Origin of the sequence: Streptomyces sp. NPDC007157, assembly GCF_040634235.1 — a bacterium.
Classification (GTDB): Bacteria; Actinomycetota; Actinomycetes; order Streptomycetales; family Streptomycetaceae; genus Streptomyces.
The window spans coordinates 133,281-150,660 of the sequence record NZ_JBEYFE010000013.1; the positions used below are offsets into that span (position 1 = coordinate 133,281).

General features: G+C 71.6%; 16 protein-coding genes and 1 pseudogene. 8 read left to right on the forward strand and 9 right to left on the reverse strand.

Features of this window, described 5'->3' with window-relative positions:
- Window positions 1-55: 55 nt before the first annotated feature.
- Window positions 56-1,087 (reverse strand): LAETG motif-containing sortase-dependent surface protein, encoded by a 1,032-nt coding sequence (locus ABZ642_RS24065; protein ID WP_360487597.1) that lies wholly within the window; start codon window positions 1,085-1,087, stop codon window positions 56-58.
- 206 nt (window positions 1,088-1,293) lie between these two features.
- On the opposite strand from ABZ642_RS24065, the gene ABZ642_RS24070 reads away from it, so the two are divergent.
- Complete coding sequence (locus ABZ642_RS24070; protein ID WP_360487600.1) at window positions 1,294-2,451, forward strand: hypothetical protein; 1,158 nt, start codon at window positions 1,294-1,296, stop codon at window positions 2,449-2,451.
- A gap of 692 nt (window positions 2,452-3,143) precedes the next feature.
- Here ABZ642_RS24070 and ABZ642_RS24075 read toward each other — a convergent pair.
- Complete coding sequence (locus tag ABZ642_RS24075) at window positions 3,144-3,449, reverse strand: chorismate mutase (protein ID WP_360487603.1); 306 nt, start codon at window positions 3,447-3,449, stop codon at window positions 3,144-3,146.
- A 287-nt stretch (window positions 3,450-3,736) separates the two neighbouring features.
- Here ABZ642_RS24075 and guaA point away from each other — a divergent pair, with 287 nt between their 5' ends.
- On the forward strand, window positions 3,737-5,317 hold the full coding sequence (gene guaA / locus ABZ642_RS24080) for a glutamine-hydrolyzing GMP synthase (protein WP_360487606.1): 1,581 nt from the start codon (window positions 3,737-3,739) through the stop codon (window positions 5,315-5,317).
- Between the two features lie 11 nt (window positions 5,318-5,328).
- Here guaA and ABZ642_RS24085 read toward each other — a convergent pair whose 3' ends face one another.
- Window positions 5,329-5,832, reverse strand: a complete 504-nt coding sequence (locus ABZ642_RS24085) for a pyridoxamine 5'-phosphate oxidase family protein (RefSeq protein WP_360487609.1) — start codon at window positions 5,830-5,832, stop codon at window positions 5,329-5,331.
- A 139-nt stretch (window positions 5,833-5,971) separates the two neighbouring features.
- Between ABZ642_RS24085 and ABZ642_RS24090 the strand changes: the two genes are divergently transcribed.
- Window positions 5,972-6,766 (forward strand): class II aldolase/adducin family protein, encoded by a 795-nt coding sequence (locus tag ABZ642_RS24090; protein WP_360487612.1) that lies wholly within the window; start codon window positions 5,972-5,974, stop codon window positions 6,764-6,766.
- Between the two features lie 5 nt (window positions 6,767-6,771).
- Here the strand turns inward: ABZ642_RS24090 and ABZ642_RS24095 are convergent, their stop codons facing one another.
- Window positions 6,772-7,659 (reverse strand): DUF4429 domain-containing protein, encoded by an 888-nt coding sequence (locus ABZ642_RS24095; protein ID WP_360487615.1) that lies wholly within the window; start codon window positions 7,657-7,659, stop codon window positions 6,772-6,774.
- Window positions 7,660-7,847: 188 nt separating this feature from the next.
- On the opposite strand from ABZ642_RS24095, the gene ABZ642_RS24100 reads away from it, so the two are divergent.
- Together ABZ642_RS24100 and ABZ642_RS24105 are read left to right on the forward strand one after the other, a co-directional pair.
- The gene (locus ABZ642_RS24100; protein ID WP_360487617.1) at window positions 7,848-9,125 is read left to right on the forward strand and encodes a hypothetical protein; all 1,278 of its coding nucleotides are present in this window, start codon (window positions 7,848-7,850) and stop codon (window positions 9,123-9,125) included.
- A 176-nt stretch (window positions 9,126-9,301) separates the two neighbouring features.
- On the forward strand, window positions 9,302-9,832 hold the full coding sequence (locus ABZ642_RS24105) for a DoxX family protein (protein ID WP_360487620.1): 531 nt from the start codon (window positions 9,302-9,304) through the stop codon (window positions 9,830-9,832).
- Window positions 9,833-9,847: 15 nt separating this feature from the next.
- On the opposite strand, the gene ABZ642_RS24110 is transcribed toward ABZ642_RS24105, so the two are convergent.
- Entirely contained in the window at window positions 9,848-10,057 is a 210-nt protein-coding gene (locus ABZ642_RS24110; protein ID WP_360487623.1) for a hypothetical protein, read from the reverse strand.
- Complete coding sequence (locus ABZ642_RS24115; protein ID WP_360487625.1) at window positions 10,044-11,477, reverse strand: PspC domain-containing protein; 1,434 nt, start codon at window positions 11,475-11,477, stop codon at window positions 10,044-10,046. The genes ABZ642_RS24110 and ABZ642_RS24115 overlap by 14 nt, the downstream gene beginning before the upstream one ends.
- A gap of 231 nt (window positions 11,478-11,708) precedes the next feature.
- Here ABZ642_RS24115 and ABZ642_RS24120 point away from each other — a divergent pair, with 231 nt between their 5' ends.
- Window positions 11,709-13,001 (forward strand): PspC domain-containing protein, encoded by a 1,293-nt coding sequence (locus ABZ642_RS24120; protein ID WP_360487628.1) that lies wholly within the window; start codon window positions 11,709-11,711, stop codon window positions 12,999-13,001.
- Window positions 12,998-13,711, forward strand: a complete 714-nt coding sequence (locus ABZ642_RS24125) for a response regulator transcription factor (RefSeq protein ID WP_351742085.1) — start codon at window positions 12,998-13,000, stop codon at window positions 13,709-13,711. Before ABZ642_RS24120 ends, ABZ642_RS24125 begins: the two co-directional genes overlap by 4 nt.
- A 44-nt stretch (window positions 13,712-13,755) precedes the next feature.
- Here the strand turns inward: ABZ642_RS24125 and ABZ642_RS24130 are convergent, their stop codons facing one another.
- A complete protein-coding gene (locus tag ABZ642_RS24130; protein WP_360487632.1) occupies window positions 13,756-14,814 on the reverse strand; it encodes an NlpC/P60 family protein in 1,059 nt (352 codons plus the stop codon).
- 514 nt (window positions 14,815-15,328) lie between these two features.
- On the opposite strand from ABZ642_RS24130, the gene ABZ642_RS24135 reads away from it, so the two are divergent.
- On the forward strand, window positions 15,329-15,682 hold the full coding sequence (locus ABZ642_RS24135) for a hypothetical protein (RefSeq protein ID WP_351693476.1): 354 nt from the start codon (window positions 15,329-15,331) through the stop codon (window positions 15,680-15,682).
- 3 nt (window positions 15,683-15,685) lie between these two features.
- Here the strand turns inward: ABZ642_RS24135 and ABZ642_RS24140 are convergent.
- Window positions 15,686-16,156 (reverse strand): annotated as a pseudogene (locus ABZ642_RS24140) (hypothetical protein); the annotation flags it as partial.
- 65 nt (window positions 16,157-16,221) lie between these two features.
- Window positions 16,222-17,376, reverse strand: coding sequence for an NlpC/P60 family protein (locus ABZ642_RS24145; protein ID WP_360487635.1), 1,155 nt, complete (start codon window positions 17,374-17,376; stop codon window positions 16,222-16,224).
- Between the last annotated feature and the right edge of the window lie 4 nt (window positions 17,377-17,380).

Genomic DNA, 17,380 nt, shown 5'->3' on the forward strand with positions numbered 1-17,380 from the left:
GTCCGGTGTGCGCGGCCGCCGTACGACGGCGGTCCGCGCGACCTCGTTCACATGGCTATGCGGCCGCCCCGGCCTTGCGGCGCCGCACCACGAACACCGCACCGGCGCCGGCCACGACGGCGACCCCGCCGACCAGGCCGATGACCGGGAGCGCCGAGCTGGAGCCGGTCTCGGCGAGGTTGCCGGTCGGCAGGTCGGAGACGTTGCCCTGCGGCTTCTTCACGGAGTCCTTGCCGCCGTCGTCGCCCGGCGTGGCCGTACCCGGGTCCGGGTTGGACGAGCCGGCCTTGAGGACCGTGAAGTCGTACTGGGCCCAGCCCTCGGCGATGCAGTCCTGGCCGTCGACCTTGTCGAGGTAGGCGCCGGAGCCGAAGGAGTAGGCGTCACCCGCGGGAGCCGTGGCGTCGATGGAGACCCGCAGGTCGACCGACTTGCTCGCGCCGGACTTGAGCTTGTCGACGTAGAAGAAGTAGTCGCCGGCCCAGTCGTCGCTGCCGATCCGGTCCCAGGAGCCGCTGTCGGGGTTCTTGAACTCCAGGTCGACGTGCGGGCTGAGGTACTTCGACTCGCTGAGCTCGTAGTTCTCGATCTCGGCGTAGAAGGCGACACCCTCGACGTCGGTCTTGGACTCGTTGGTGACGACCAGCCGGAAGCCGTGGAAGCCGTCACCCGCGACGATCTTGCCGGGCAGGCCCTTGATGTCGGCGGACACCTTGGCGTCGCCGAAGTTCTCGTCGAGGTCCTCGCAGTAGGGGACGTCCGGGTCGGACGGGTCCTCGCTGGGCTCCGCCGACTCGGACGGCTCGGTCGAGGCGGACGCGCTGGCGCTGGCGCTGGCACTCGCGCTGTCGCTGGGCGAGGCGGACTCCGAAGCGGACTCGGACGCGGACGCGGAGGCGCTGTCGCTCGGCGCGGCGGAGTCCGACGGGGAGGCCGAGGCGGAATCGCTGGGGATCTCGCTCGGCGCGCTCTCGGACGCGGGCGTGGACGGCAGGTCGTCCGCGAGGGCGGCCGGCGCGGACAGCAGGGCTATGGGCGCGATGACAGCCGTGGTGGCTGCCGCGGCCATGGCGCGGCGAAGCTTCATGTGGACCCCCGTGAATCAGGTGCGGCAGACGGATGTAACCGTTGGTTCCGCTGATGTGACCGGTGAATCCGGTGAATGGTTGCCTCCACATTCACCGAATTCTTATGTGATGGTCGTCACTTTCGGGTCTCCGACGGCGTGGGCATGTCCACGGCGGATTCCAAGGCTATTCTCGCCCCCGTCGAACGGCCGAGCGAGAGAGTGTCATGTCTGACAGACGGTCCGAGCAGTCGTCGGGGGACGAGCCGTCGTCGTCCTCCTCCATACCCGACGAGGTGTGGGAGCAGTTCATCCGCGACACCGAGCGCGACATCCGCAAGTCCGCCCCGAAGGAGCCCTCCGCGCGCGCCCGTCAGGTGACCGAGCGGCTCAAGGGGCAGCAGGAGCCCGAGGGCTGGCGGACCGGGCCCGCCTGGCAGGAGAAGGACGGGCGGGCCGCCCGGCGCCGCAGGATCTGGGCGGTCGTCGGACTGCCGGTGGCGATCGCCGTGGCCGTCGTGGCCATGCGGCCCTCGCTGATTCCCGGCGATCCCTTCGGCTCGTCCTCCGGTTCCTCCTCAGGTACCGACACCGCCACCTCGCCGCTCCCCGCCGAGACCGCCGCCCCGACGGCGCCGCCGTCCGCGGTCGCCGCCGACACCCCCACCCTGGCCCGCCCGTTCGCCGGTTCCCCGGCGCTGCGCTGGGCCGACGGCGCGGACGGCATCGTGCTGCCGAAGGCCACCGCGCTCGGCTCGATCCCCAAGGACCGCGTCGAACTGGCCCTGCGGCAGACCAAGAAGCTGCTGGTCGACGCCAACCTCAACCCCCGGGTCGTGGCCGGCGCCCGCCCCGATGCCGCCCTCGCGGTGCTCGACCCCAAGCAGCCCCGCCTGCTCGACGAGCTCAACACCGCGCTGCGCGCTCCCAGCAAGGCCCACGACCCGCTGTCCCTCTTCAGCCGCTTCGACCCCGAGGACGTGATGCCGGCCGGCAAGGTCATCAAGACACGCGGCCGGATCACCTTCGCCAAGGGCAAGTTCGCGGGCGTGGCCGTGCACGCCGACTTCACCTTCGTCTACCCGGTCGTCCCCGTCGACGGCTCCGGTGAGGTCGCCCGCACCATCGTGCGCCGGGTCATCGACGCCGAACTCCCCGACCCCGCGCGCTACCGGGTGACCCCCGGCCGCCTGACCCTCCTGAGCTACGACGAGGACGCCGGCAACTCGGCCTGCGACGTCAACGACGGCTTCCTGCACCCGCAGTTCCCGTCCCGGGCGCCGGCGGGCAGCGCCACCCCGACCGGCCCGTCGATCGACCCCTACGACCGCAGCCGGAAACTCGGGGACCGACCGGAGGGGTGCGGCATGGTGAGCCGTACCTAGTCACTCTCTGCGAGTCGACTCTTCAGGGGCCGACTCCCCATAGGCCGGCTCGCCATAGGCCGACTCTCTGCGGGAAGGCTCTTCGCGGGAAGGCGAAGGGCCCCGCGGGACGGAGCCGCGGGGCCCTTCTTCCGTCAGCACCGACGTCAGGGCAGCGTCGGTGCCGGGGAGCGGCGCCGGGGGGTTGCGCCGCTGGTCTCTGTGCCCTGTGCCACCGTCCGTGCCCCGGGTCGGCGCCCCTGCGCACTCGGGGCGTACGGCAGGTTTCGACCTTCGATGGGCGGTCGGCACACGGCAATTCCGTTGCCTGAACTGGGACTTGGGGACTTCTGAAGGCTGTGGGGGCCTTCTAGGCATCGTGCTGGATGCACGGGGCCTCCGCAACCGTTTGACCCAGCCCTTATGCATTTTTGCAATTTTCCGCCGGTCGACCCCGGGCGTCCCCGGAGTCGACCGTCTCTGGTGTGACCGGGCTGCTGTCCCCTGCCGTCCGGTCACGTGACTGGAGCGAGGTCCCACGGCACACGGCACGATCCGTACGCCTCATCGCTCCAGTGAGCCACGCGTGGTTCTTTCGGGCCCGCCCCTGGCTGGCACGGACACCCCACCAACGAAGCGGTTCGCGTGCCGGTCACGCGCCGTACGGGTGAGACGGCCCCGAACTCAGATCCGCCCGACTCCGATGCGACCGCTCAGATCCGCCCGCGACACAGTTCGAGGAGGGTCATGGCCAGGGAGGTGCCCGGCCTGCCGAGCGCCGCGCTGTAGTGGCCGAGGACCTCCATCTCCCGGGACAGGTTCACCCGGCGGCCGCCGGAGGTGATCCGGGCCTCCTGGATGACGGCGGAGACCGCCATCCGTTCCTGGATCAGACCGATGATCCGGTCGTCGAGCGCGTCGATGCGCTCCCGCGCACCGGTGATCACATCGGCGGCCTCGGCGGTACGGGCACCGGTCTTCTCGGCGGGGCTGATGTGCTCGGCGGGGCTGACGGTCATGTCGGGGCTCCTCGTTCTCGCAGGGGCGGGAGCCCCGGACCGGCATGATCCGGAGAAACACCAGGCGCCCCGGACCTTGTCGGCCCGGGGCGCCTGGGGAAGTCGCTTGTCAGTTGCTCAAGCGGCACGACCATGGCAGCCGGCGGGCCGGTTGCCATAGGTAAAGGAGAAGGTCGTCTGCGTGAGCATGGGGGCGAGTATGCCACACCACCTCGTCGGGGTGTCCCGCGCCCGCCCCGTTAGAATCGGTAACCACAGACCCCCGCCCCACCGCCGGAAGGCACCCCGTGTCATCAGCGACTCCCGCTGCCGCCACCCCCGACACCGTCCTGGTCGTCGACTTCGGCGCGCAGTACGCCCAGCTCATCGCCCGCCGCGTCCGCGAGGCCCGGGTCTACAGCGAGATCGTGCCCAGCACCATGCCGGTCGCCGAGATGCTCGCCAAGAACCCGGCGGCGATCATCCTCTCCGGCGGCCCCTCGTCCGTGTACGAGGCGGGCGCCCCCCGTCTGGACCGTGCGCTCTTCGAGGCCGGCGTCCCCGTCTTCGGCATGTGCTACGGCTTCCAGCTGATGGCCCAGTCCCTCGGCGGCACGGTGGACAACACCGGCGCCCGTGAGTACGGCCGTACCGACCTGCACGTCTCCAGGACGTCGTCCACTCTCTTCGAGGGCACCCCGGGCGAGCAGCACGTGTGGATGTCGCACGGCGACGCCTGCTCCGCCGCCCCCGAGGGCTTCACCGTCACCGCGTCCACGGACGTCGTCCCGGTCGCCGCCTTCGAGAACGACGAGAAGAAGCTCTACGGCGTCCAGTACCACCCGGAGGTCATGCACTCCACGCACGGCCAGCAGGTCCTGGAGCACTTCCTGTACCGCGGTGCGGGCCTGGAGCCGAGCTGGACCACCGGCAACGTCATCGAGGAGCAGGTCGCCGCGATCCGCGAGCTGGTCGGCGACAAGCGCGCCATCTGCGGCCTGTCCGGCGGTGTCGACTCCGCGGTGGCCGCGGCCCTCGTCCAGAAGGCCATCGGCGCCCAGCTGACCTGCGTGTACGTCGACCACGGCCTGATGCGCAAGGGCGAGACCGAGCAGGTCGAGAAGGACTTCGTGGCCGCGACCGGCGTCCAGCTCAAGGTCGTGGACGCGGAGGAGCGGTTCCTGAAGGCCCTCGCCGGTGTCTCCGACCCGGAGCAGAAGCGGAAGATCATCGGCCGCGAGTTCATCCGGGTCTTCGAGCAGGCCCAGGTCGAGATCATCGCGGACGAGGGTCCCGAGGTCGCGTTCCTGGTGCAGGGCACGCTCTACCCGGACGTCGTCGAGTCCGGCGGCGGCACCGGCACCGCCAACATCAAGTCCCACCACAACGTCGGCGGTCTCCCCGAGGACCTGGAGTTCAAGCTCATCGAGCCGCTCCGCCAGCTCTTCAAGGACGAGGTCCGGATGGTCGGCCAGGAGCTCGGCCTGCCGGAGGAGATCGTCCAGCGCCAGCCCTTCCCGGGCCCCGGCCTCGGCATCCGGATCGTCGGCGAGGTGACCAAGGACCGCCTCGACCTGCTCCGCGAGGCCGACGCCATCGCCCGCGAGGAGCTGACCGCGGCCGGCCTCGACCGCGACATCTGGCAGTGCCCGGTGGTCCTGCTCGCGGACGTCCGCTCGGTCGGCGTCCAGGGCGACGGCCGCACCTACGGTCACCCGATCGTGCTGCGCCCGGTCTCCTCCGAGGACGCCATGACGGCCGACTGGTCGCGCCTGCCGTACGACGTCCTGGCGAAGATCTCCACCCGGATCACCAACGAGGTCCGTGACGTCAACCGGGTCGTCCTCGACGTCACCTCGAAGCCGCCGGGCACCATCGAGTGGGAGTAGACGAGTAGGGCCTATCTGCGCCTGACGGTGCGCAGGGGCTCCCCGGGGTGCCAGATCTCGACGACCAGGTGGGTGTCGTCCTCGACGTGGGTCCGTACGACCTCCGTCAGCTCGGTACGGAAGAGGTGGAACGGCTCCGGCGGTTCCACCTCTTGCGTGTACGCCCCCTTCACCGCCGCATCCACGACCTCGTACGCCCGTCCGGCGATCCGTACGTCCCCGCCGCCCATGTCGGTGCCGGCTCCCGGATTGGCCTGGAGCGCGAACCGCGGATCGCGCAGCAGGTCGAGCGCCTTCACCGAGTCCGGCATCATGCCGAGCCAGACCTCGCCGGCCAGAAAACGGACCTCCAGGCCCGAGGTGCGGGGTGAGCCGTCCTTGCGGAGGGTGGCCAGGACGTGGTGGCGGTGGGCGGCGAACCGTTCCTCGACGGTGCGCGCCAGGCCGGGCGCGGCGGCGACGAAGGCCGCCCAGTCGGTACCGGCGGTTCCGCTCGTGGGGGTTGTACGTGTCATACGAGCCACTGTGCTGCCGATACCCGACATCTTCTGTCGTGATTTGCTCGCGCGCGTCATCTTTACAGAACAGCCCTGTTTTCCTGCGCTGACCGACGGTAACTTCCGGCCGTAACACAAACCCAGTGCTGGAGGACCTATGCACGGGCCGACCCCGCCCCTGCCGCTGCCCACCGATCAGCTCCGGTTCGCGATGCCGCCGATGCACGACTCGCTCGACGACGAGCGTCGGCATCGCAAGGAGCGGCTCGCGGGCGCGCTGCGGATCTTCGGCCGGGCCGGACTCGAGGACGGGGTGTCCGGGCACATCACCGCCCGCGACCCCGAGTACTCGAACTGTTTCTGGGTCAACCCGTTCGGCATGCCGTTCAAGCACGTCACCGTCAGCGACCTCGTCCTGGCCAACCAGGACGGTCAGGTGATCGAGGGCCGCTACCACGTCAACCAGGCCGCCTTCACCGTCCACGCCCAGGTGCACGCGGCCCGCCCGGACGTCGTCGCCGTCGCCCACTGCCACTCCGTGCACGGCCGCGCCCTGTCCGCCCTCGGCGACCTGCTCGACCCCATCAGCCAGGAGAGCTGCGCCTTCTACGAGGACCACGCCCTGTACGACGCCTACACCGGGGTCGCCGTCGACGCCGAGGAGGGCCGCCGGATCGCCGGCGCCCTCGGCTCCCGCAAGGCACTGGTGCTGCGCAACCACGGGCTGCTGACCGTCGGCGACTCGGTGGACGCGGCCGCCTGGTGGTTCCTCTCGATGGAGAAGTCCGCGCAGGTCCAGCTGACCGCCAAAGCCGCCGGCCGCCCGCTGCTCATCGACCACAAACTCGCCGTCGCCACCCGCGAACAGCTCGGCGGCGACCTGGTGGCCTGGATCAACTACCAGCCCCTGTGGCAGGACATCAGCCGCGCCGAACCGGACCTGCTGAGCTAGCGGCCTCAGAAACTCCTGAGCACGGCCGCCTTCGTCAGCGCGAACTCCTCGTCCGTGAGCACCCCGTCCCGGTGCAGTTCGCCCAGCTCCCGCAGCCTGCGCAGCAGTATGTCGTGGTGGTCGGCCGACTGGCGCGGCACGGCCGCCGGCGGCCGGTCCCGGTCGGCGTACTCCGCACCCGCGCGGGTCGAGGGATGCGGCAGCCGGGCCGTGACCGCCGCCGCGACCAGCGCCGTCAGCAGATCGCGGCGGACACTGCCCCACAGGTCCAGGGCGTAGGGGTCGCGCTCCGCCGGCAGCTTCGAGAACACCGTCTCCCGGGTGACGAACCGCAGAAAGCCGTCCTCGTAGCCGGAGTTGGGCAGCCACTCCACCTGCACCAGGTCGCCGAGCCCGATGATCCGCGGCCCGGTCGCCCGCTTGACCCGGTCGGCGGTGTCGGCCCAGTCGATCCGCACCTGCGTACCGTCGAACGACACCGTGCCGTCCGAGGACCGCACCGACACCGGCACCGGCGGCCCCGACAGCAGGTACGCCTTCGTCGGCTCCGCCGGGATCTGGTCCAGCAGCAGCGCCTGCCGGATCTCCGCCACGACGTACTCCGCGACCCCGGACCGGTCCCCGTCCACCGTCAGCAGATACGGATCCGCGGCCTCCGGTAGCCGCCCGCCCGTCGCCTGCAGCAACGGATCCGCGCCCTCGCGCAGCCGCATCCGCAGCCGCCCGCGCTTGCGCTCCGGCTCGTACACCACCCCCGACACCGCCTCCAGCGGTACGGCGATCTCCCCGTACGTCTGCCGGAACAGCGGCACGGAGCGATGGCGTCCCGGCGTGATCCGGACCGTGCTGCCGTCGAAGGCCCAGGTCCCGTCCCGCTGGATGATCTCGGCCATGGGGGAATTCTCGCAGCCGGGTCAACCTGTCGGCCGTACCTTCACCCGTCGTGACCAACCTGCTGAACGCGAACAGCGTGGCGTAGGGCACAATTCGCTCTCGACACAAGGGAGTTGCACGGCGTTGTCCGGCCCCGGGGAGGGCCCTGCGCGCCGTGCCCCGGGCGTGGGGAAGGCGGGCGTCGGGCGTGGCGGTGCAGGAGGCGAGGCAGGGCGCCGGTTCGGGTGTCCACGGGGGCGCGTGCACGTGCGGGGACTGTCCGCACGGGGCACGCGAGGGGCACCGGCGGGCGGTCGCCGAATTCCTCCTCAAACGCGAGGAGTTCGCGGCCGGACAGGGGCTGCCCGCGGCGGTGGCCCACTCCGCCTCCGCCTCCCGCCAGTGGGTCTCCGAGGAACTCTCCCAGTCCGCCGAGGTGGTCGCCGAACGCGGCCGCGCCGAGGGCGAGGCCTGGCTCGCCCGGCTCTGGCTGCGCACCGTGGTCACGGTCTGGGCGGCCGTCGTGATCACGCTGCTCGCCCAGTCCCTCACCGCGATCGGCGCCGGCTGGACCAGCGCCCGCACCGCCGGACTGGTCGCCGCCGTGGTCGTGGCCCTCGCGCTGACCGCCGCCTCCTGGTTCCACCGCTCGCGCGGCGGCGTGCTCGCCCCCGTGATCGGCGAGGACAACCGCATGTCCACCTCCCGCACCGTGGCCGCCTCCTGGGTCCTGTTCGTCGCCTACGCCGTACTCGTGCTGGCCGGCCGCCTGGCCGTCGCCTCCTCTCCCGCCGACCGGGATTCCCTCATCTCCGGCCTCGACCTCGCCCGCGGCGCCGGTGTGGTGACCGTCCTCGCCGTGGTCAGCGGCATCGCCGTCCTGGTGCGCCGGGTGGTCGGGCTGCGCATCCTCGGCCAGCGTCTGCAGAAGGTGCGCGCACACCGCCCCCGCGCGGCCGACCTGCTCACCGACGACTCCGGCCGGGGCACCTTCGCCGACATCCAGTACGTCGTGATCGGCGCCGTCGCCCTCGTCTTCGCCGCCGTACGCCTCGCCCGCCGCCCCGACCAGCTTCCCGACCTTCCCTGGGGCCTCGCGACGGTGGTCCTGATCTCCGCCGCGACCTACCTCGCCGGCAAGTACGCCGAGGGCGGCCGCCCGGTCATCCTCTCCGTCGTCCGCGCCCGTGAGGCCGGTGACCTGGACGCGCCCATCCGCACGGGCGACGACATCGAGATCCGTGGCACCGGCTTCGTGCCGCCCGGCGCCCAGACCGCCGACCGTCTCTCCCGCATGGTCGTCCGCGTCGGCGCGGTCAACGTCCACGTGCCCCTGGTCCCCGTCACCGGCGGCTTCAGCAACCCCACGGACAGCGTCCTCACCGTCCCCGTACCCGCCGAGGTGGAACCCGGCTTGGTCGAGGTCCAGGTGGTGACGGCGGCCGGGGCGGCCACCAACCGGTGCGTGGTGGAGGTGACCGAGTAGGGGACCGGGGCGGGGATCCGTGGGCGGGCGACCGGGTGACGGTGGACTGCGGGCGGGTGACGAAGACCCGCCGAAATTCGTAAAAATATCCTGAGCAGGATTGAGCGGGTCGCGGTTGTCGTACGTATGGTCTGTTGAGGGGCCCTGGGTACAGCGGCGAGAGGCGGCTAGTGGCGATGACTCACGGCATTCGTACGGACACGCACCCCCCCTATCTCGATGGCGATCGCGGTCTGCGCGATATCGCCACCCGATACGCCCTCCTACCCTTGCGGATCTTCCTAGGCGTCACCTTCATCTACGCCGGCCTGGACAAGCTGACCGACAGCGCCTTCCTGAAGTCCGGCGGCTCCGGCTCGATCGGTGACACCATGCGCGGGGTCCGCGACTCCGCCGCGATCCCGGCCCTGGTCGACCTGGCCCTGAAGAACCCCGTCGGCTTCGGCACCGCGATCGCCATCGGCGAACTCGCCGTCGGCCTCGGCACCCTCTTCGGCCTGCTGGCCCGCCTTGCCGCCCTCGGCGGTGCGCTGATCTCGCTCAGCCTCTGGCTGACCATCAGCTGGGCCAACTCCCCGTACTACTACGGCAACGACCTCGCCTACCTGATGGCCTGGCTGCCCCTGGTCCTGGCCGGCGCCCCCTACCTCTCCTTGGACGCGATGCTGCGTGCCCGGCGCCGACAACGGTCCGGCGGCCTGCGCTAGCTCCTCGGCTCTACGTCAGCTCTCCGGTGCGCGGCGGTGCCTGCGTATCGCCCGGGTCAGGACCGCGGTCACGCCTGCCAGGAAGAGGCCGACCACCATCAGGGGGATGACCGCGAACCACTCGGTCGTCCACAGGCCCGCCGCGTCACCGGCGTAGGCGACTCCTGTCGCCGTCAGGAAGACGCCCACGATCAGCCGTCCGGGCTGGAACTCATGCCGCAGCACGGCTCACCTCCACCTGTCCCGCGCCGACCTGGAGATCCAGGTCGAGCGTGCCCGTGTTCTTCGCGCCGCCCGTCGGCCGCAGCGTCACGTCCTTGTGCTTGCCCGGTTCCACGTCCACGTCCTTCTTGTCGTCACCGGGCAACTGGATGTCGCCCACCCCCACGTCGATGCTCATCCGCACGGTCACGTCCGCCGGCACGACGATCTTCAGCTGTCCCGCCCCCACCTCGGCGGCCGTCGACACCGTCTGCCCCTCGGCGATGCGTATGTGCCTCAGGTCCAGGGTGGCCACCCCGGTCCCCAGGTCGTACTCCGTCGCCACCTGGGCCGCCGTCGCCGGGGTCCAGGACTCGCGCGTCCAGTGGGTGCTGATGTCGGACGGCAGGGCCGTCGAAGCCGCCAGCAGAGCCGCCGTGACGAGCGCCAGGAACAGCGAGCCGGCCCCCGTGCGTCCCAGGAACGAGCTGACCGCCGTGCCCAGGCCGAACACGATCAGCGCACCGGCCAGACCGGCCTGGAGGCTGGTGCCCAGCGGGTGTGTGTCCCACGTCAGGCCCGTGCCCAGGCCGCCCGCCAGCAGGGCGAACAGAAAGATCCAGCCGCCGATCCAGCGTGGTCCGCGCGGCTTCGGGGGTGTGCTCTGCCGGGCGCGTGTGTCCTGGCCGTGGACCCACGGGGTGCTCAGCCGGAAGTCCAGTCCCGGGACGTCCCGGTCGCGGGCGTCGGCGGGGCCCCACAGATAGCCGGTGCCGCCGACGTGCGTGCCGTCCTTGACGATCGGGTCGCGCCACCAGGACGGGTAGGTGATCGAGATCGGCGGTGCCTGGGCCTCGGGAGGGGCGTCGGCGACCGTCTGAGCGGCCAGTGGATCGGGGTCCGGGGCGCCTCGCCGCCGCGACCAGTACCCGGCGCCCGCCAGCAGAACGGAGAGGACGACGGCGAACGCCAGCACCCCGCCGTTCCTGATCATCGTCAGCAGGACTCCGCAGCCGACCAGGGCGAACAGCACGGCCGCCAGGGCCTGCCCGTCGACCCGGCCGGTCAGCAGCTTGCGGACCTCGTTCTCCTCGTCGTCCTCGTACGGCACGAAGAGCCAGGCGAAGCCGTAGAAGAGGAGACCGATGCCACCGGTCGCGGCCAGCACGGCCAGGGTGATGCGGAAGATCACCGGGTCCAGGTCGGTGTGACGGCCGAGCCCCGCGCACACGCCCGCGATCATCTTGTGCCGGCGGTCGCGCCGGAACCGGGGGAGCGCCTCCGTGCCGGTGCCGGTGCCGGTGGTGTCGGCCTCCGTCTCGGGCGCCCCCGTCCCGGCCGCCTCCGCCGCGGCGGGCGCGGCATCCGACGGCCCGGGGCCCGGGGCGGGCCGCGGGCCGGGGCCGGGTCCCGGACCCGTCGCGGCGTGCTCGTGATCAGTCATGAGTCAATGGTGACGGGCGAGCCGCCGCGACGGCAGTCGGGATGACCCTGGCCGAACCCTGAAATCGGCCCCGAGGCCGGGCCGGGAGGCGTTCGATGCCGCGCCCTGCGACGGACCCGGCCGCTCGCCACCCGAAGTCCGGGCACCCGGCGCGGGGAAATCCGAAGATCAGGGGAGTATCGGGGGCCGACCCTGATGCCCGGGGACTTGTGGCGTGTGAACATCGATGGCATGCCGGAAGCCGCAGCAGTGCCCCTCGACGACCCGCGGCCGCCGCGCAAGCTCTACCGCAGCAGCGACGGCCGTTGGCTCGGTGGGGTGGCGCGGGGCCTCGCCGGGCATCTCGGCCTGCCCGTCGTGTGGGTGCGGCTCGTCTTCGTCGGCCTGTTCATGGCCAACGGCCTCGGCGCGCTGCTGTATGCCGCGTTCTGGTTCTTCGTGCCCCTCGGTCTAGGCGGCGTCGGCGGCCAGAAACCGCCCTCCCTGGTCACCACCGAGACCTCGGCGGACGGCCGCCGCAGACTCGTCGCCCGCAGACCCGACAGAGGCCAGATCGTCGCGCTGCTCCTCATGGTCGTCGTGTCCATGGTGTTCGTGGGCAGTGTCAACCTCACCAGCGGCGCCAAGGCCTATCTCCTGCCCGCGGTCCTGGTCGCCGCCGGTGTGGCGCTCGTCTGGCGCCAGGCGGACAACGCCCGCCGGGCCCGCTGGGTCGAGGTCGGCAGCCGGCGCCGTACGCTCTCGCTGCTGCGCGCGGGCGTCGGCGTCCTGCTCGTCACGGCGGGCGTCTCGGGCGTCTTCGTCATGCAGGGCTCCGCCGCGCACATCGGGGCGGTGCTCCAGGCCTCGCTCGCCGTGCTCGTCGGCATCACGCTGCTCGCCGGGCCGTATCTGGTGCGGATGACCCAGGACCTCTCCGAGGAGCGGCTGATGCGTATCCGCGCCCAGGAGCGCGCCGAGGTCGCCGCTCATGTCCACGACTCCGTGCTGCACACCCTGACCCTGATCCAGCGCAACGCGGAGAACGCGAACGAGGTGCGCCGCCTCGCCCGCGCCCAGGAGCGCGACCTGCGCACCTGGCTCTACAAGCCCGAGGGCACCGGCAAGGACGAGGCCGACGAGCCCACCACCCTCGCCGAAGCGGTCCGGCGCAATGCCGCGGAGGTCGAGGACAAGCACGGCGTCCCCATCGAGGTCGTGGTGGTCGGCGACTGCCCACTCGACGAGCGGACGGGCGCGCAGATGCAGGCCGCGCGCGAGGCGATGGTCAACGCCGCCAAGTACGGTGGCGAGGGCGGCGCCGTCCAGGTCTACGCCGAAGCCGAGGGCAGGACGGTCTTCGTGTCCGTCCGCGACCGCGGTCCCGGCTTCGACCTCGACTCGATACCCGCCGACCGCATGGGTGTCAGAGAATCGATCGTCGGCCGCATGGAACGCCACGGCGGTACGGCGCGGCTGCGGTCCGTGCCGGGCGGCGGCACGGAGGTCGAGTTGGAGATGGAGAGGGCGGAGAACACGTCATGAGCGACGCGACCGAGGCGAACGGCCCGGCGGAAGGCACGGAGAAGGCCGGGCGTCGGGTGCGCGTGGTCCTCGTCGACGACCACCGGATGTTCCGTACCGGTGTGCAGGCCGAGATCGGCCAGACCGAGCAGACCGGCGTCGAGGTGGTCGGCGAGGCCGCCGACGTCGACCAGGCGGTCACGGTGATCACCGCGACCCGGCCCGAGGTGGTGCTCCTCGATGTGCATCTGCCGGGCGGCGGCGGGGTCGAAGTGCTGCGCCGGTGCGCCCCGTTGACGGCGGACGCCGAACGGCCGGTGCGCTTCCTCGCGCTGTCCGTGTCGGACGCGGCCGAGGACGTGATCGGGGTGATCCGCGGCGGCGCCCGCGGCTATGTCACCAAGACGATCACCGGCACCGACCTGGTCGACTCGATCTTCCGGGTGCAGGAGGGCGACGCCGTCTTCTCCCCGCGGCTCGCCGGGTTCGTCCTGGACGCCTTCGCCTCCACCGACGCCCCGCCGGTCGACGAGGACCTCGACCGCCTCACCCAGCGCGAGCGCGAGGTCCTGCGCCTGATCGCGCGCGGCTACGCCTACAAGGAGATCGCCAAGCAGCTGTTCATCTCCGTCAAGACGGTCGAGTCCCATGTGTCGGCGGTGCTGCGGAAGCTGCAACTGTCGAACCGCCATGAGCTGACCCGCTGGGCGACCGCGCGCCGCCTGGTCTGAGGCGGCTCCGGGAGGCCCCGGATCCGTACGGTGGCCGACGGGGTTCACACCACCCGTGTCGCCCCGGCGAACGGCATCTCGTCGATCGGGGCGATCCGTACCGGGGCCGACGGATTGGGGGCGTGGATCATCTGGCCGTTGCCGATGTAGATGCCGACGTGGCTGATGCCCGAGTAGAAGAACACCAGGTCGCCCGGCTGGAGTTCGGAGCGGGAGACGCGGCGGCCGGCGTTGATCTGGGCGTAGGTGGTACGGGGGAGGGAGACGCCGGCGGAGCGGTAGGCGGCCTGGGCGAGTCCCGAGCAGTCGAAGGCGTCGGGGCCGGTCGCGCCCCAGACGTAGGGGCTGCCGAGCTTGGCGTAGGCGTACGCCACGGCGGCCGCGGCACGGGAGTCGGAGGCCGTGACGCCGCCCGGGGCCAGGGTGGCGCGGGCGCCGGAGGCCGAACGGGAGGCGCGCGCGGAGTCGCCGTCCGCCGTGACCGCCGCCCGCTGCTGCGGCGAGAGCCGGTCCAGCAGCCGCCGGGCCTCGGCCAGCTTGCCGGTGACGGTGGTCTTCTGCCGCTTCAGCTCGGCCTGCCGGGATCGCAGCGAGGCCAGCTCGACGTGCGCCGCGCCGCGCAACTGCTCGATCTCCCGCAGCTGTCGGCGCACCCGCGCCACCGCGCCGGCCTGCGCGGCACCGGCCCGTTCGGCGAACGCGGCGTTGTCCAGGTACCGGTCGGGATCGCTGGAGAGCGCCAGTTGCCACGCCGGGTCGATACCGCCGTCGCGGTACTGCGCGGCCGCGGCCAGACCGAGCGCGTCCCGCGCGGAGTTGAGCCTGTCCTGCTTGCGGGCGGTCTCGTCCTGCAACGCCTTGAGCCGCTGCTGGGCGGCGTCGGCCTTCTCCTTCGCTCCGTCGTACTTCTCGGTGGCCGCCTCGGCCTCCTGGTACAGCTGGTCCACCTTGGCCTTCACCTGCGCCGGTGTCAGTTGCGGCTCGGCGTGTCCGGTCCCTTCGAAGCCCGTCGCGGTGGCCGCGCCCGCCAGGGCGAGGGTGACGGCCGTGCGGGCCGTACTGCCGCTGAGCGAGCGCTGTCGGGGCTTGCGGTGCGCTGCCACCTGGACTGGTCACGTCCTTTCGTACGACCGCCGTGTGGTCCGTACGCACGCCAGGGGGAGCGCGTATACGGCCGCAGGGGTGCGGATTACGCGTCCGGCGGCGGCCCGCACAGGGGGAGCGGGCCGCCGCCGGACTTTCTCGGCGGTGGTGTCCGACTGCCGCCCCTGGCCCGGGCGGCGGTGGGGAGTCGGTCACCTGGGGGAGGACGCTAAACCGGTCTGTGTCGGCCTGGTAACGCGATGCGCGGAATTGGTGTGACCGGATCGTTACCCGACGCTATGTGACCGGGATTCCGGTCCGGACCCGTCGGCTTCACGGGGCCGGATGACCGAAGCGGCGGTTCCGGGGCGAGCGGGGCGCGCGGGGTGCTATGGGGTGCATATATGCGATGCCGTGGCGGCGGACGGTGGACGGCGGGCAGCGGCGGTCGGCGACAGGCGACGGGCGGCGGCGGGTGCGGAGGGAGGGGCCGGTGACCGGCGACCCGGGGGGCCCTGATTAGGCTCCGGGGCCATGGGCGTACTCATCCATCTCTTCGTCGGCCTGCACATCATCGGCATCGCCGCGCTCCTCGGCGGTTTCCTCACCCAGATGAAGGCGATGGGCCAGGGCACGGCCCGCTTCGTCCCCGGGATGCTGCACGGCGCGTTCACCATGCTCGCGACCGGCGTGATCCTGGTCGGCCTCAACGAGGCCGACGACCACCACGTCAACACCGTCAAGATCGGCGTGAAGCTCGCGCTGCTGATCGTGATCCTCGGGCTCGTCTACGTGAAGCGGGACGACGAGAAGGTGGAGAAGGGTGCCTTCGGCCTGGTGGGCCTGCTGACCATGGTGAACATCTTCATCGCCGTGCTGTGGACGTGACCCTCAGGAAGCCCTCCTGAGGGCGGCGCGGGCGGCCGTCACCGCGCCGGCGGTCACCGCCGGCCAGGCCGCCACCGCGACCCACGCCAGGACCCGCCCCGGCCATCTCAGCCACGGGACGCCGACGGCGGTCGCGACCGACAGCATCGCCGCGGCCGTCAACCCCATCGTGAACACCGTCGCCCAGCGGCGTACGTCGTAACGCGGCCGGGGTCGCGCCACCTCGGCGGCCAGCAGTACGACGTACCAGGCCAGGGCCAGGACGAGCAGCGCCACCGTCACCGTGCGCAGAACGCCCCGGTCGTCGTCGTTCCACAGGTACAGCCGGGCGCTGTCGGCGGCCAGCAGCCTTGCCCCGGCCAGCGCGGAGATCGCGGGCGCGCCGCCCGCGACCCAGTGGTCGCCTGCCCCCGCGATCACCTGCCGCCACTCGAAACGGGCCACGGCGAACCCGTACAGCACCAGCCCCCGCCAGATGCAGCCCCACGAAATGCGCGCGTGCGCGTGCCCGCGCCTCTTGAGCCGGTCGCAGGCGCCTTTCAGGCCGGTCGCACCACGCTGTGGATGATCGACTCGCCGCCGTAGTAGATCGACTCCTCCCGGACGTACGCGCCGGGCTTCGGGGCGTGGATCATCATGCCGTTGCCGATGTAGACGCCGACGTGGCTGACGTCGTCGTAGAAGAAGACCAGGTCGCCGGGCTGGGCGTCGGCGAGGGAGACGGTGGTGCCGGCGTTCACCTGGTCGTACGTGGTGCGCGGCAGGGAGACGCCCGCGGCCTTCCAGGCGGCCTGGGAGAGGCCGGAGCAGTCGTAGGAGCCGGGGCCGGTGGCGCCCCAGACGTACGGCTTACCGACCTGCGCACGGGCGAAGGCGATCGCCTTGGCCGCCTTCGTCCCGTAGGCGGAGTCGGACGAGGAGGAAGAAGAGGACGAAGAGGAGCCGCTGGAGGTCGACGTCGATGACGACGAAGCATCCTTCGCGGCCGCCGCCTGCTGTTTCGCGAGCTCCGCCGCCTTGCGTGCCGCTGCCGCCTGCTGCTGCTTCTCGATCTCCGCCAGCCGCGCCTTCTCCTGGGCCGTCAGCTGCGACAGCAGCTCCCGCGCGGAGGCCAGCTTCGTCTGAACGGTGGTCTTGGCGGTCTTGAGGTCGTCCTGGGTCTCGGTGAGCGTCTCCAGGCTCTTGGCGGCCTCCTGCCGCTTCGCCATGGTCGCGGACTGCTGTGTGGCGTAGTCGTCGACCGCGTCCTTCTGGCGCGAGGTCAGCCGGCTCATCAGCTGCGTCTGGTCGAAGTAGTCCTGCGGACTGTCCGCGAGCAGGAACGTCGCCGTGTCGGGTGCGCCGGTCCCGGTGCGGTACTGGGCCGCGGCGAAGGAACCCAGTTCCTCACGCGCCTTGTTGAGCCGGTCCGTGCGCTCGGCGACGTCGTCGAGCAGGGTGTCGGCCTGCTTGCGCTGCTTTCCGGTCTTCTCCTTGGCCGCGTTGTACTTCTCGGTCGCCGACTCGGCCTGCCGGTAGAGGGCGTCGACCTTCTTCTCGACCTCCTCCAGGCTGGGCTTGCCGTCCTCGGAGGGCGCGGCGTTGGCCGTCTGGGAGAGCAGCGCCACGGAGGTGAGGGCGGCGGTGGCCAGGGCGGGGGTGCGTATGCCTGCTACGCGCGTTGCGGACGGACGCGACTTGCGGTGCGACGCCAACGGG

What these genes read in the sequence shown, in the direction of transcription:
- ABZ642_RS24065 (WP_360487597.1), bottom strand. Translation starts at nt 1,087, where the DNA reads ATGAAGCTTCGCCGCGCCATGGCCGCGGCAGCCACCACGGCTGTCATC.
- ABZ642_RS24070 (WP_360487600.1), top strand. Translation starts at nt 1,294, where the DNA reads ATGTCTGACAGACGGTCCGAGCAGTCGTCGGGGGACGAGCCGTCGTCG.
- ABZ642_RS24075 (WP_360487603.1), bottom strand. Translation starts at nt 3,449, where the DNA reads ATGACCGTCAGCCCCGCCGAGCACATCAGCCCCGCCGAGAAGACCGGT.
- ABZ642_RS24085 (WP_360487609.1), bottom strand. Translation starts at nt 5,832, where the DNA reads ATGACACGTACAACCCCCACGAGCGGAACCGCCGGTACCGACTGGGCG.
- ABZ642_RS24090 (WP_360487612.1), top strand. Translation starts at nt 5,972, where the DNA reads ATGCACGGGCCGACCCCGCCCCTGCCGCTGCCCACCGATCAGCTCCGG.
- ABZ642_RS24095 (WP_360487615.1), bottom strand. Translation starts at nt 7,659, where the DNA reads ATGGCCGAGATCATCCAGCGGGACGGGACCTGGGCCTTCGACGGCAGC.
- ABZ642_RS24105 (WP_360487620.1), top strand. Translation starts at nt 9,302, where the DNA reads ATGACTCACGGCATTCGTACGGACACGCACCCCCCCTATCTCGATGGC.
- ABZ642_RS24115 (WP_360487625.1), bottom strand. Translation starts at nt 11,477, where the DNA reads ATGACTGATCACGAGCACGCCGCGACGGGTCCGGGACCCGGCCCCGGC.
- ABZ642_RS24120 (WP_360487628.1), top strand. Translation starts at nt 11,709, where the DNA reads ATGCCGGAAGCCGCAGCAGTGCCCCTCGACGACCCGCGGCCGCCGCGC.
- ABZ642_RS24125 (WP_351742085.1), top strand. Translation starts at nt 12,998, where the DNA reads ATGAGCGACGCGACCGAGGCGAACGGCCCGGCGGAAGGCACGGAGAAG.
- ABZ642_RS24135 (WP_351693476.1), top strand. Translation starts at nt 15,329, where the DNA reads ATGGGCGTACTCATCCATCTCTTCGTCGGCCTGCACATCATCGGCATC.